The organism is Mesorhizobium sp. LjNodule214 (genome assembly GCF_964252735.1).
Classification (GTDB): Bacteria; Pseudomonadota; Alphaproteobacteria; order Rhizobiales; family Rhizobiaceae; genus Mesorhizobium.
The window spans coordinates 1,031,180-1,045,006 of record NZ_CAXUPE020000001.1 but is presented as its reverse complement, the minus strand read 5'-3'; the positions used below and the strand labels follow the sequence as shown (position 1 = coordinate 1,045,006).

The 13,827-nt window shown below is 65.0% G+C and carries 12 protein-coding genes; 8 read left to right on the top strand and 4 right to left on the bottom strand.

What is annotated here, in order from left to right:
• Positions 1 to 186 precede the first annotated feature (186 nt).
• A complete protein-coding gene (locus ACSQ3Z_RS05115; protein ID WP_436170263.1) occupies positions 187 to 624 on the top strand; it encodes a hypothetical protein in 438 nt (145 codons plus the stop codon).
• Positions 625 to 772: 148 nt separating this feature from the next.
• Complete coding sequence (locus ACSQ3Z_RS05110; protein ID WP_436170262.1) at positions 773 to 1,123, top strand: hypothetical protein; 351 nt, start codon at positions 773 to 775, stop codon at positions 1,121 to 1,123.
• A gap of 178 nt (positions 1,124 to 1,301) precedes the next feature.
• Here the strand turns inward: ACSQ3Z_RS05110 and ACSQ3Z_RS05105 are convergent, their stop codons facing one another.
• Together ACSQ3Z_RS05105 and ACSQ3Z_RS05100 are read right to left on the bottom strand one after the other, a co-directional pair.
• Complete coding sequence (locus ACSQ3Z_RS05105) at positions 1,302 to 2,780, bottom strand: ROK family protein (protein WP_436170261.1); 1,479 nt, start codon at positions 2,778 to 2,780, stop codon at positions 1,302 to 1,304.
• A gap of 166 nt (positions 2,781 to 2,946) precedes the next feature.
• Positions 2,947 to 3,852 (bottom strand): tagatose-bisphosphate aldolase, encoded by a 906-nt coding sequence (locus tag ACSQ3Z_RS05100; RefSeq protein ID WP_436170260.1) that lies wholly within the window; start codon positions 3,850 to 3,852, stop codon positions 2,947 to 2,949.
• 173 nt (positions 3,853 to 4,025) lie between these two features.
• On the opposite strand from ACSQ3Z_RS05100, the gene ACSQ3Z_RS05095 reads away from it, so the two are divergent.
• The 4 genes from ACSQ3Z_RS05095 (at position 4,026) to ACSQ3Z_RS05080 (ending at position 8,216) form a co-directional block, all read left to right on the top strand.
• Positions 4,026 to 4,931, top strand: a complete 906-nt coding sequence (locus ACSQ3Z_RS05095) for a sugar-binding transcriptional regulator (RefSeq protein WP_436170259.1) — start codon at positions 4,026 to 4,028, stop codon at positions 4,929 to 4,931.
• Between the two features lie 413 nt (positions 4,932 to 5,344).
• Positions 5,345 to 6,322, top strand: a complete 978-nt coding sequence (locus tag ACSQ3Z_RS05090; protein WP_436170258.1) for an ABC transporter substrate-binding protein — start codon at positions 5,345 to 5,347, stop codon at positions 6,320 to 6,322.
• A gap of 93 nt (positions 6,323 to 6,415) precedes the next feature.
• Positions 6,416 to 7,471 (top strand): ABC transporter permease subunit, encoded by a 1,056-nt coding sequence (locus ACSQ3Z_RS05085; RefSeq protein WP_436170257.1) that lies wholly within the window; start codon positions 6,416 to 6,418, stop codon positions 7,469 to 7,471.
• A complete protein-coding gene (locus tag ACSQ3Z_RS05080) occupies positions 7,464 to 8,216 on the top strand; it encodes an ATP-binding cassette domain-containing protein (RefSeq protein ID WP_436170256.1) in 753 nt (250 codons plus the stop codon). Before ACSQ3Z_RS05085 ends, ACSQ3Z_RS05080 begins: the two co-directional genes overlap by 8 nt.
• Before the next feature lie 21 nt (positions 8,217 to 8,237).
• Here the strand turns inward: ACSQ3Z_RS05080 and ACSQ3Z_RS05075 are convergent, their stop codons facing one another.
• On the bottom strand, positions 8,238 to 9,314 hold the full coding sequence (locus ACSQ3Z_RS05075) for an NAD(P)H-dependent flavin oxidoreductase (RefSeq protein WP_436170255.1): 1,077 nt from the start codon (positions 9,312 to 9,314) through the stop codon (positions 8,238 to 8,240).
• A gap of 76 nt (positions 9,315 to 9,390) precedes the next feature.
• Positions 9,391 to 10,503 carry a LacI family DNA-binding transcriptional regulator gene (locus ACSQ3Z_RS05070; RefSeq protein ID WP_436170254.1) on the bottom strand — a complete coding sequence of 371 codons (1,113 nt, stop codon included), beginning with the start codon at positions 10,501 to 10,503 and terminating at the stop codon, positions 9,391 to 9,393.
• A 615-nt stretch (positions 10,504 to 11,118) separates the two neighbouring features.
• Between ACSQ3Z_RS05070 and ACSQ3Z_RS05065 the strand changes: the two genes are divergently transcribed.
• Together ACSQ3Z_RS05065 and ACSQ3Z_RS05060 are read left to right on the top strand one after the other, a co-directional pair.
• Complete coding sequence (locus ACSQ3Z_RS05065; protein ID WP_436170253.1) at positions 11,119 to 12,081, top strand: sugar-binding protein; 963 nt, start codon at positions 11,119 to 11,121, stop codon at positions 12,079 to 12,081.
• A 123-nt stretch (positions 12,082 to 12,204) separates the two neighbouring features.
• Positions 12,205 to 13,749: a sugar ABC transporter ATP-binding protein gene (locus tag ACSQ3Z_RS05060; protein WP_436170252.1), complete on the top strand. Its 1,545-nt coding sequence runs from the start codon at positions 12,205 to 12,207 to the stop codon at positions 13,747 to 13,749.
• The last annotated feature ends 78 nt before the right edge of the window (positions 13,750 to 13,827 follow it).

The following is a 13,827-nucleotide window of genomic DNA, read 5'->3' as shown; positions in this document are numbered from 1 at the left end:
CACCTAGGCTTTCTCCTCCACCGCGCTATCTCCCCTTTTCGCTGGTTGGAGATCGGGAGGTTTTGATGGATCGGCGATCATTCTTGACGGCAATGTTTGGTGTTGCGGGGGCAGCGGCCCTTGCCAGTGCGGTTCGCCCTATCAACGCAGTGGCCGGGGTTCCGAATGTCGGTCCAGGCATTCTCGATGAGCTTGACGCGCCGGATACGCAGCCTTTCGATGATGATGGCACACAGGCGGACTTACAGCCTGTCTATCATCGCCACTGGCATCGCCGCCGTCGCAGGCGCCGCGTCTGGAGACGGCACTGCCGCCGCTATTGGCGTCATGGCTACTATCGCAGGCGGTGCTATCGCCGGCGTGTCTGGGTGTTCTACCGGTTCTAGACTGTTTGCTTTCACGCAATTCCGGACGGAAAACCGCTACGCGCTTTTCCTGGAATTGCTCTTTGTTTCTACGCAATTCCGGACGGAAAACCGCTACGCACTTTTCCTGGAATTGCTCTTTGTTTCTACGCAATTCCGGACGGAAAACCGCTACGCACTTTTCCTGGAATTGCTCCAGAGCCATGTCCCATCCCGATTAAAATCGGGATGGGACTCTATGCCTTTTGCTAGAGCATGATCTTTCCTGGATCATGCTCTAGCAACCGGCTGTGCTGAAATCTCCGGGTCGAGGCTGAGGCCAAGGCCCCGGAGGGTCATTGCCTTGGGAACCTTGACCCGCGGCTCGTCGTTGACCCCCGAAGCCCTTCAGCAAAGGAGAGACAGCAATGGCCGACGACCCGAACGTAAACACGGCACCGAGGATGACGCAGCGCGAAGCTCAGGAAGCCCTGGAAAAGCAGGTCGCGCAGCTGAAGCGCGAGATCAACAAGATCAACCGGGCGCTGGCCGAGCGGGCCGAAGAGGCGGTCGAGGAGGCCAATGGCTGGTATGACAGCGCCGCCGAGCGCGCCTCCCGCACCGCGCAGGCGCTGCGCAGCAGGGCACAGTCGGTGTCGGGTGTCGTTCACGACAATCCGGGCACGGTGTCGTCCGCCTTCATCCTGGGCGGCGCCGCCGGCCTCTTGCTGGGCCTAGCGCTTGGCGCCAGCGAGCCGCGCAGGGAGCGCTGGTTCTAGGGTCCGTTGGTATTCAGGTGAATGCCGGCCTGCAAATGGCGGATTCCTGCGCTTCCGGTGCTCACGTACTTCAAGTACGCTCCGCTCCGGTTCTCGGAACCCACCCAATTTGGTCGCTTCGCGCCCGTCTTCGACTCCGGCTCGGCCTGACCTGACTCTCAACAGACCCTAGCCCAGCCTATGGCGCCAGCGTCGTCCGCAGCCACGCGGTGATGGCGTCGAAGGCGATCGGTTGCGTCGTGTCGACGTCGAAGAGCGGGCCGCGGCGCAGCGGCTCGGCGCGTTTGGCGAGTTCGATCAGCTCGGGGATGTAGGCGGCGCCCGGATGGCCGGGAAGGCGTTGGTCGAGCCGGGCGCGGTAGCGCTCGGCCAGGATTTCGCCGGGCGCATGGCACCAGATTTCGGCGGTCTCAACGACGCCGGCGCGCTTCAGGTGATCCTCGAGCACCTGGCGCGGCTGGAAGCCGAACCAGGCATCGACGACGAAAATCGATCCCGCCGGGGCCTCGCCGACGAGCGACCAGATGGCCGTATAGCTGGCACGGCCGAGCGTGCGGTTGAACTCGCGGTCGCCGCCGCCCAGCACTTCGAGGAACGGGTTCTTGATCGTATCGAGCGCCAGCAACGGCCAGCCCATGCGCTCGGCAATGCCGCGCGAGACCGTGCTTTTGCCCGAAGCGGGAATGCCGTTGACCAGCACGGCGCGCCGGCCGAGCACGGCAGACCGGCCATGGCTCGGCAGGGAGAGCGGCAGAGATAGGGGCGAGGCGTGGGAAGCTGTCGTCTCGGCCGCGAGCGCCTGCAGGCCGGCGCCGATCACGCCGGCGTCGTCGCCGAGCAGGGCCGGCCGCACGGGGGCCTGGTACCAGGCGGCCAGAGCCGGCGCATTGGCGAGCGCCCGGTGCACCGCCCCGCCCAGTCCGCCGCCGAGCAGCACCAGGTCCGGGTTGAACATGGCGACCGCCGTATCGATCGCGGCGCGCAGCGGCCGTGCCCAGGCATCCAATATGCCGCGTGCCAGCGCGTCGCCGTCGGCGTCGCGGGCAAAGAGCTGGTCGATCGTGACCTCGGGACCGAGACCGGCGTGGGCGATGTGGCGGCCAAGCGCGGTGCCGGAGCTGGTGGTTTCGACGCAGCCGCGCCGGCCGCATTTGCAGACTTCGCCGTTGAGGTCGACGCCGATATGGCCGAGCTGTCCGGCCGTCGCCTTGCCGCGCACGATGCGCCGACCTTCGGCGACCGCGCCGCCGATGCCGGTGCCGATGGTGAACATGACGATGTTGTCGTGGCCGACGGCGGCACCCCGGGCCATTTCGGCTGACAGAGCCATGTTGCAGTCATTGTCGATGGTGACGGGCTTGCCGGACATGCTTTCCAGCCGCTGCGCCAGCGCCACCGAGGCGAGGTCGACATAGCCGCCGGACAGCACAGCGCCGCGCCGCGCATCGACGCGGCCGGGAACGCCGATGCCGATCGCCGCCACTTCGGGGGTATCGAGCTGGTGCACCATGTCGGCTATGCGGCCGAGCACCAGCTCCGGGTCGGGCGCGCTTTTCTCGGAGACGCGCTTGAGGATTTCGCCCGTGCCCGAGATGCGGGCGGCACGCAGATTGGTGCCGCCGATATCGATCCCTATGGCCATCGATTTTTGTCGCATGACGTCTCGTGCTTGTCCGACTCTGCTCCAAGGTGTGTTGAGATTCAAGCCGAGTCGAGAATGGTGGCTTCCGAGAACCGGAGCGGAGCGTACCTATAGTACGTGAGCACCGGAAGCGCAGGAAACCAGCATTCGCAGGCCGACCTCACCTGAATATCGACAACACCTAGGCGGCTTTGCGCCGGTAGTTGCCAATCACCGCCTGGATCTCGCGCAGTCTCGACACGGCGATGGTCCTCAACTTCTCACGCTGGACGTCACGGTCGAGTGAGATGCAGTCCTTCCACAGCGAGCGGCCGGCGATGACGCCCGACGCACCGTTCATCATGGCGATCTCGACCTGGCCGAGGAAGGTCGAATGGTTGACGCCCGCCGACAGCACCGCCCACGGCACATCGCCGGCCAGCTTGGTGATCCGGGCGCAGGCGTCCGGCGTGCCGGGATAGGGAAGCTTGAGCACCTTGGCTCCGCATTGCAGCGAGATCCGCGTGCCCTCTTCGATCAGCGATGGGATCTTGGCGGTGTAGTCCTCGGCGCTTTCGCCCTCGAGCTGATAGGTCAGGAACTCGACGACCAGCAGCAGGTCCTCCTGCGCGAAGTCGGCGATGCACTGGTTGAGGATGGCGATGTTGTGCTCGTTCGCCTCCGGTCTGTCGGCCCGCAGATACACCATGATCTTGCCGCCGGTGCCGCCAAGCTCGCGGACGCGGCGCGCGTTGATGCTGGGAACGAGGCGCGACAGGCGGTAGCCGTCGGGCGAGACGTCGAAGCCGGAGGCGTCAAGACCGATGAGCAGTGCGGTGTCGCGGTTCAGCACGCCTTCATCGACGACGCGCGGCACCGCGCAGAGCGGGTCGAGCAGCACGCAGGAGGCCTCGCTGGCGAGGTAGCGCGTGATGTCGGCCTTGGTGTCGCCCAGCATGTCGTTGGTGATCCTGGCCTGCTCTTCCGGATCCGACGCCAGCAAGGTGCGCATGCCGCCGCGCTGGTCGCAGGCGATGGCCATCATCGCCCCGTCCCTGCCGCATATCTGCTGGTAGCCGCGCAGCTCCGCGGTGGTCATCCTGGTCATGGTCTTTTTGTCCGATCCTGGCGCCCTCGGGACGCGATATGGAAGCGAGCCCAAGTTGCGGCTTTGCCAAATTTGGGCGATAACTCCCGTGGTCGGCAGGTCTGTAACACATTGCTGAAAGGAATTGCAAGCTGTCTGTTCCTCCCATCCAGGATGCGACCGCATCGCGTACGATGCTGCATACGGTCGCCAAGCTGCACTATGAGGCGGAGATGTCGCAGGTCGATATCGCGCGGCGGCTGGGGGTCTCGACCGCCACCATATCGCGCCTGCTGCAGCGGGCGCGGGCGGAGGGCATCGTGCGCATCGAGGTGCTCGATATCGTGACGCCCGAAGCTGTCACCGCGCAGTTGGTCGAGGGGCTGGGGCTGCGCGACGCCGCCGTCGTCGAGACGCCGGCAGCCGGCGTGCTGACGGCGCTGGCAGCACCGCTGGGCGGCCTGCTCAGGCAAGCGGAGCTTTCGGCCGGCTCGGTGGTGGCCATCGGCTGGGGGCGCGCCATCCGCGAGGTGATCCGCGCCGGCCTGCCGCGCATTCCCGGCGTGCTCACCGTCGCCGCCACCGGCGGCATGCAGCAGCAGGCGGCGCATTTCCAGATCAACGAATTCGTGCGGCTGGCCGCCGAGGAGTTCGGCGGGACGCCGCATTTCATCCATGCGCCGTATCTGCCGTCGACCGAACTGCGCGATGTCTTCCTTGGCGATGCGGCGATCAGCGACAGCGTGGCACTCTGGGACCGGACCGACGTTGCGATCGTCGGCATCGGCCTGCCGCATGCCATCAACCCGCCGGAGGCAAGTGCGGCGACGCTGAGCGAGCAGGCGCTGTTCCAGGCGGCCGGAGACGTCCTTCGCCACTATTTCGATGCCGAGGGCACGCTGATCTCCTGGGAAGGGGAAAGCCGGATGATCGCCATGTCGCCGGCCCAGCTTCGCGCCGTTCCACTGGTGATCGGCGTCGCCGCCGGACCGGAGAAAGCAACAGCCATCATCGGCGCCGCACGCGCCAAGCTGATCAATGCTCTCATCACCGACACCAAGACGGCGCAGGCCATCCTCGAAGTGCTCCTGCCCCGATAGCGTCGGCCATCGAAATCACCCGTTGTGCCGTCGCCACGTTGGCGCGATAGTTCCCGTGCGGGGCTCTGCGGAGCGAACAGGCGATGTCCGGTTTTGAAATGGCGGCGGTTCGGCCCGCCAAACACCCGCTTGCAATTTATTTCAGCAAAGTGTTACAACTCTGCGAACCCGGCACGAATGCGTGCCGGGCGGCGCGGTTTTGTCGACCTTGCGGAGGCGGGGAACGAGACCGCTGACATCACAATGGCCGGTTTCGACTGGCTGGACTGACGACAGGGGCGCTTGGGAGGAAAGCCGCCCGCAACAGCCAGGCAGGCGAAATCCGTTTTTCGGCCGACGCCATGGTCCCGATCCGAGATCGACGGCCATTCCAGTGTCCACAGCATATCTGCCAACACCATGAGGAGGAATTCATGAAGAAGATCGTTGCCGCGCTCGCGGCGCTCGCCATCTCGGCATCGGCGCTGATCGCGCCTGCGTCGGCGCAGGACAAGAAGTACACCATTGCGCTCATTCCTGGCCTGACCACCGACGGTTTCTACATCACCATGCGCAAGGGCGCCCAGGCGGCTGCCGATGCGCTCGGCGTCACCCTGGTTTTCCAGGGCGCTTCGGATTTCAACCCGGTGACGCAGGTTCCCGTGCTCGACGCCGTCATCGCCAAGAAGCCGGACGCGATCCTGATCGCGCCGACCGACAAGGTCCAATTGGTCGAGCCGCTGCGCAAGGCCAGCGATGCCGGCATTCCGGTGATCACCGTCGACACCTTCATCGGCAGCGGCGTCTACCAGACCGGCGCCGGCGATGCGGACTTCCCGCTCTCCTACATCGCGTCGGACAATATCCTCGGCGGCGAGATCGCCGCGCGGGCACTGGCGACGTCCATCGGCGACAAGGGCAAGGTCTACGTCTCGAACGTCAAGCCCGGCATCTCGACCACCGACCAGCGTGAAGAAGGCTTCAAGAAGGAGATGGCCAAGCATCCGGGCATCACCGTGCTGGAAACCCAGTTCAACGATGACGACGCCAACAAGGCGGCCTCGCAGCTGCAGGCCGTGTTCGCGCGCAACCCCGACCTCGTCGGCGTGTTCGGTGCCAATCTGTTCTCCGCCCTGGGTGCTGCCAACGGCGTCAAGCAGGCCGGGCAGAGCGGCACCGTCAAGGTGGTGGCGTTCGATGCGCCGGTCAGCATCGTCGACAACATCAACACCGGCCTGGTCGACGTGGCGATTGCCCAGCATCCGGCCGAGATCGGCTATTTCGGCGTCGTTTCGGCCTATGCCCACCTGACCGGCCATTCGATCCCGGTTGCGATCGGCACCGGCTTCACGATCATGGACAAGTCCAACATCGCCGACCCGAACATCTCGAAGTACCTCTACTCCGAATGAGTCCTGACCGGTCCGGTCTCCTTCCGGCCTGTCGGGAGGGGACCGGGTCCTGGGACTGTTTGAAGAAGGCCGCACCGCGGATCGGAACCATTCATGACCTCAACATCATCAACCGGCGAAACGCATGTTGCCCCCCAGGCGGACCACGGTGATCCCGCAAGAAGCCTGACCGCACGTATCGCCGATGGACGTGCCTGGCTGTTCCTCGCCGGCCTGATCATCTGTTTCGAGGTCTGGTCGCGGCTTGCCTTCGGCGCCACCTTCGTGCTCAACCCGTTCAACGTGCAGTCCATCGCGATCTTTGCCGTGGCGCCGCTGCTGCTGGCGACCGGCCAGACATTCGTCATCATTTCGGGCGGCATCGACCTCTCGCTCGGCTTCATCATGGGCCTTGCGGCCGTCGTCGCGGCCCATGCCACGAACATGGCCGGAGCCGCCATTCCCTTGCCGCTGGCCATGCTGGCCGGCATTCTCGCTGCCGTACTCGTCGCCGGCGTGCCTGGCGTCATCAACGGCCTTTTGATCTCGCGCCTGAGGATCCCGCCCTTCATCGGCACGCTCGGCATGTTCGGCGTGGCGCGGGGTGCGGCCTTCCTGCTCGCCGGCGGCACCACCGTGCCGGTACAGAATTCCTGGTTCGCTCTGCTCGGCAACGGCCGGCTCTACGGCGTGCCCTATCTCGTCATCATCACCGCAATCTTCGTCGTGGTGATGCACTACATCCTCAGCCAGACCCGGTTCGGCCAGCACAATTACGCCATCGGCGCCAATGTGCAGGCGGCACGCCGCGCCGGCATCGACATCAAGGACCACATACTGCGCCTCTATGTGCTGTCGGCGATGTGCGCCGGCCTCGGCGGCGCGCTCTATGCGGCGCGCTTCACCGCGGGCGCGGCCCAGGCCGGCGAGCCGCTGCTGCTCGACAGCGTCGCGGCCGTCGTCATCGGCGGCGCCAGCCTGTTCGGCGGCTCCGGCACCATCTTCGGCACGGTCGCCGGCGCGCTGGTCATCGCGGTCATCCAGTACGGGCTGGTCTTCGTCAATGTCGAGCCGTTCTGGCAGTTCATCGCCGTCGGCGTCGTCATCATCATTTCCGTCCTTATCGACCAGGCGCAACGCCGGTTCAGTGGAGCCCGCCAGGATGAATAACCAAGAACAGACCCCCCTGCTGGAGGTCCGCAACCTTTCCAAGCATTTTGGCGCGGTGCGTGCGCTCAACGACTTCTCCATGGCCGTGCGGCCGGGCGAAGTGGTGGCGCTTGCCGGCGACAACGGCGCCGGCAAGACAACGCTGATCAAGGCGATTTCAGGCGTCTTCCAGCCGACCGGCGGCGAGATCCTGCTCAGGGGTCAGCCGGTGAGCTTTTCGACGCCGCAGGAGGCGCGCGAAAAGGGCATCGAGACCATCTACCAGGACCTGGCGCTGGCCGACAACCTGTCGATCGGCGCCAACATCTTCCTGGGACGCGAACCGATGCGCAAAGCCTTCGGCTTCTTGCCGGTGCTGGACCGCAAGGCGATGGCGGTTGCCGCCAAGCAGACCATGGGGCGGCTGGATTTCCATGTCAGCCGGCTCGATGCCCCGGTCAGCAATTTCTCCGGCGGCCAACGCCAGGCGGTTGCCATCGGCCGCGCCGTCTATTGGGACGCCCAGATCCTGATCATGGACGAACCGACCGCCGCACTTGGCGTGCCCGAGCAGCGCAAGGTCATTTCGCTGATCCACCAGCTCAAGGCGCAAGGCCGTGGCGTGATCTTCATTTCGCACAATCTGCAGGACATCTTCGCCGTGTCCGACCGCATCGTCGTGCTCAGGCGCGGCGTCCAGGCCGGCGAGCGCAACATCTCGGAAACCAACCACGACGAAGTCGTCAAGCTGATGGTCGGCGGGTAGGGCGCGCCGCCTGTCGCCACACTATGCCGACAGGGCGTCGAATATCGCTTTGGTTTCGGCGACAAGCATGCGCATCAGCTGCCCTGCCGGAAGCTCCCTGTTCAGCGCGGCCGCTTGCCCGTACAGGTGACAATCGAAATCTCCCTTCCCCTTTGCGTGCCCGGCATCGCCGAGCGGCGCACTGAGCACATACATCTGAGGAAAATCCGGCAGGCGCGTTCGGCTCTCTTCCATCTCCAGGGCGTAGCGCGTGCGCCTCGCCCGTGCCGCCCGACCGGAAAAGGCATTGCTGACCATCGTATCCATGTCGGTCGCGGAGCGGATAAGGGCGCGACGCGGCGCATCCGTGCCGGCCTCGTCACAGGACAGGAAACCGGTGCCGATCTGCACGCCGCTGGCGCCAAGGGCAAAAGCAGCCGCTATGCCTCGGCCGTCGGCAATGCCTCCCGCGGCAATGACCGGGAGATCGATGGCATCCACGATTTGGGGAACCAGCGCCATCGTTCCCACGCCGTCACCTGGATCGGTCGGAACGTGAGAGCCGCGATGCCCTCCTGCCTCCCATCCCTGGGCGATAACCGCGTCGACTCCGCCTTTGGCAAGCTTGTGCGCCTCGGCGACGTTCGTCGCGGTGCTCAATACTACGATCCCGGCCTGCCTCAGCCTGGCAATTGCTGTAGCGTCCGGTATGCCAAAGTGGAAACTGACGACAGGTGGGCGGACCTCAAGCACGAGTTCGAGCCTGGCGTCGTCGAAACCCAGCCCCAGCGACGGCAGCCTTGCCGGCGGCGCGCCGAGGGAAAGCTCCTCGTAGTAAGGGCGCAGCCTATCGATGGTCTGCGCCAGGACGGCATCGCTCGTGCGGGGTTGCGGATGGGCGAAGAAATTGAGGTTGAACGGACGATTAGTCGCCGCTCTGAGCTTGCGAACCGCTTCATGCAGACCATCCGGCAGCATCCATGCGCAGCCGAGCGATCCCAAGCCGCCGGCATTGCTAACGGCCGCGGCGAGCTCGGGCGTCGCCGACCCAGCCATCGGCGCCTGGATGATCGGATGCTCGATCTTCAGCAGATCGCATGAACGACGGTTCGGCCACATGAGCGTCTTTCCGGTATCCAAGGGAGGATCGCACGCAATCCCAGCATAGGCCTGCGATGGGGTCGGGTCATCGGAATCATGCGGACGCCACGGACCCCACCGACTCCCGCTCCACCAGCGGACATTCCAGCTTGGTGATGGGATAGCGCCCTCGTCCGGGCGCAGGCGGCACTTCCAGCTGCTCGATCGCCCACTGTCCCATGGCCATATGCGGCAGGATCGACGTGGTCAGCGGCGGGAAGAGGTGGCGGGCGATCTCCTCGTCGTCATAGCCGACCACGGAGATATCCTGCGGGATATGCAGGCCGGCCTCCTTCAGCGCCTCGTAGCAGCCGATGGCCGTGCGGTCGTTCTGGCAGAAGATGGCGGTTGGGCGGTCTTTCAGCGCCAGCAGCTTGACGGTCGCGGCATAGCCGGCGCTGGCCGACCAGTCGCCCTCGACCACCAACTCCGGATCGAAAGGAATGTCGGCGGTAGCGAGCGCGCGGCGGTAGCCCTTCAGCCGGTCCTGAGCGGCCTGCATCCAGGGCTCGCCGGTGATGGTGGCGATGCGGCGGTGGCCATGGCCGATCAGATGGCGGGTGGAGCTCTGGCCGCCGGCGATCTCGGAAGGCACCACGGCGGGGAAGGCATAGTCCGCCGTATAGCAGTTGAGCAGGATGACCGGGATGTCGAGGCTGTAGAGGAAGTCGGGCGCCGTGATCTCGCGGGTGAAGATGGTCATGTAGATCAGCGCCGAGATGCCACGCCTGGTGAGTGCCTGGATGGCGCGCGGCTCCATGACGGCATCGCCCATGGTCTGCGCCACCAGGAGCACATTGCCGGCATTCCACGAGGCCTGACGCGCGCCTTCGATGGCGACCACCGCCTCGGGGCTGGTGGCGAGTTGGTCGACGGCGAAGCCAATGACGCCGTCCAGCCCTTCAAAGGACGTCACCGGCGGGCGCAAGGCGGAGAAGGCCGGCGCGGCATAGCCGAGCGTCCGCGCCGCCTCGATGACGCGGTCGCGGGTCTGCTGCGACAGCCGGATGCCGGGCGAATTGTTGAGCACGAAGGACACCGTCGCCTGCGAACAACCGGCGGCTCTCGCGATGTCGGTCATGGTGACGCGACCCTTGGGACCTCTGGCGGACGGCTTGCGACGCCTGGAGGCCTCCGGGGGATCGCGCAGTTCCGTCGGTTCGCTCATGTCGGCATCGTTTCCCAAAAGCCGGCCCCGTTAGGCCGGCATCGACGGCAAGGCGGTTTCAATCCGGCGTGTTAATCGGAGATGCGCGCTATTTATAACTATTATCATACACGAAGCGTTCTGCGCCAGTAGCGCCGCATGGCGACAAAAACAACTGGTCGAGGCCGCAAAACCGGTGATTTCCTCGAGCTATTCGCTGCAACAGCAGCCATGGCGCCGCCGCCGTCCTTCCTCCCTGATGTTCCCCGCGGTACCGGCCTCCTCCGCCCCGCGGCGCGCCCTTTCCAACACCATGACTAATACTATTTACTAATAGTCGTAAGCGTTCTACTGTCAACTCGTCGTGACTGATCCGAGCTCGGACCGGTGGCGACGAGACCCGATGTGTGGCGCACCACCGGTCCGGATTGCCACCGGAAAAGGCCCGCCGCGCACTCACGAAAATGTCAGACAAATCAGACTATTTACGAACGACAAATGAGTGTCTAGTGTTTCGGTCGCGGCTGGATTGGCGCCGTTCTTTAGTTGCCAGACCTTTGGGCAGACCCTTGAGGAGGAGGGCGTCCGGGCCGCAGCCGAGACATCAGCGATGAGTTTCAAAAGGGAGGTTGAACCATGAAATCTGTGATCCGTACTGCATCCATCGCCGCCGCGGCCTTGGCTCTCGGCCTGTCGGTGAGTGCAATCGCGCGCGCCGACGACAAGCCGACGCTGGCCTTCGTCGTCAACGGCGCGTCCGACTTCTGGAAGGCGGCCGAAGCCGGCGTGAAGAAGGCGCAGGGCGAACTGCCCGACTACAATCTCGAGCTGAAATATCCCGAGCAGTCATCGGTCGCCATCCAGCAGCGGCTGATGGACGATTTGGTGACCGCCGGCGTCAAGGCGATCATGGTGTCGGCCGTCGACCCCAAGACCTCGACCGACGGGCTGAACAAGATCGCGTCGGAAACGGCGCTGTTCACCACCGACAGCGATGCCCCGCAGACCAAGCGTGTCGCCTATATCGGCTCGTCCAATGTCGATGCCGGCAAGCAGGCGGCCGAGATCGCCAAGAAGGCGATGCCAAACGGCGGCAAGTGCCTGGGCTTCGTCGGCCTGCTCGGCGCCGACAATGCCAAGGAACGCATCCAGGGCATGAAGGACGGGCTCGCCGGCACCAAGATCGAGCTGATCGACGTGCGCGGCGACGATATCGACCAGGCCCGCGCCAAGAAGAATGTCGAGGACGCGCTGGTTGCCAGCCCCGACGTGACCTGCATGGTCGGCTTCTACTCCTACAACACGCCGCGCATCTATGAAGCGCTGCGCGATGCCGGCAAGCTCGGCCAGATCACCGTCGTTGGCTTCGACGACGATCCGATCACGCTGGGCGGCGTCAAGGAAGGCACCGTGGCGGCCACCGTCGTACAGCAGCCCTTCGAATGGGCCTATCAGGGCATGAAGCTGATGGCCGCCTATCTCAAGGGCGACAAGTCGGGCGTTCCGGCCGATGGCCTGATCATCATCCCGACCAAGATCATCGGCAAGGACGATGTCGACGCCTACGCCGCCGATCTCAAGGCGATGTCCGGAAACTAAGGCGAGAACAATTGCGCCGGCTCAAGGGTAGCCTTGAGCCGGCGTTCGTATTGACGGGCCTGCGCGGGCCCGTCAGTCTGCTGAAGGGGTCATGCTGGGGCTCACCGGCTGCGGTCAGGCGTGATGAATTATTCCGACACATCCATCGTTGCATCGACTGTCGCTCCGTTTCTGAGCCTGGAGGGCGTGCGCAAGACCTATCCCGGCGTGGTCGCGCTGGACGGGTTCTCGATGGAGGTGAGGCCGGGCGAAGTGATCGGCCTTGTCGGCGAAAACGGCGCCGGCAAATCGACGCTGATGAAGATCCTCGGCGGCGTGACCCGGCCGGACACCGGCACCATCACCGTTGACGGCGTGGCGCATGACGGGCTCACCGTCGAAGCCAGTCTCGGCTCCGGCATCGCCTTCGTCCACCAGGAACTCAATCTGTTCGAAAACCTCGACGTTGCCGCCAACATCTTCTTTGGCCGCGAGCCGCTCCGTGGCGGGCCGCTGAGGCTGGTCGACCGCGCCAAACTGCGCATCATGGTGGCGCCGCTGCTGAAGCGGGTCGGCGCCAATTTCTCGGCCGACGCGCCGGTGGCCTCGCTGTCGCTCGCCCAGCAGCAGATGGTCGAGATCGCCAAGGCGCTGTCGATCAAGGCCCGGCTGGTGATCCTCGACGAGCCTACATCCAGCCTGCCGCTCGCCGAAACCGACAAATTGCTCGATGTCATCAAGGCGCTGAAGGCGGAAGGCATCAGCGTCATCTTCATCTCGCACCGCCTGCATGAGGTCGAGCGGGTCGCCGACCGCGTCGTGGTGCTGAGGGACGGCATGCTGGCCGGCATATTGCCGAAAAGCGCCATCAACCATGACCAGATGGTCAAGCTGATGATCGGCCGCATGCTGAAGGAACGGGAGAAGGCCGCGGAATCGGCGCGCGCGCCGGGCGGCGTAGCGCTTTCGGCCAAGGCGGTGCGCACCAGCGCCTATCCCGACCGGCCGGTCGATCTCGACGTCCGGCATGGCGAGATCCTCGGCCTGGCCGGCCTGGTCGGCTCCGGCCGCACCGAGCTGGCGCGGGTGCTGTTCGGCATCGATGAGCGTTTCGGCGGCAGCGTCAAGCTTGACGGCAAGGAACTCGCGCTCGGCTCGGCCGCAGATGCGGTGGCCAGCGGCATCTTCCTGGTGCCCGAGGACCGCAAGCTGACCGGCATCCTGCTCGACCTCTCGATAGCGCAGAACATCTCGCTGCCCAATCTGCCGGCGCATGCGAAGCGCTCGCTGGTCTCGACCAGCGCCGAGGCCGCCACCGCCGCGAAGCAGAAGGCAAATCTCGGCATCAAGGCGCCGTCGGTGGCGACGCGCACCGGCACGCTGTCGGGCGGCAACCAGCAGAAGGTGGTGCTGGGGAAGTGGTTGGCGATGAACCCCAAAGTGATGATCCTCGACGAGCCGACGCGCGGCATCGACATCGGCGCCAAGGCGGAAATCTACGGGCTGATGCGGGCGCTGGCCGATGCCGGCGTCGCCGTGCTGATGATCTCCAGCGACATGGAGGAGGTGATCGGCGTCTCGGACCGCATCGCCGTCATGCATGAGGGCCAGATCTCTGGCATTCTCGACAAGGACGATTTCAGCCAGGAAAACGTGCTGCTGCTCGCGGTCGGCAAGAAGCCGAACTAGATCTTGTTTCGCCGCAGGTTCTGGTCGCAAAACCGCGGAACACTTTGGCGGAACCTGCTCAGGCAGGCATTGGGGAGA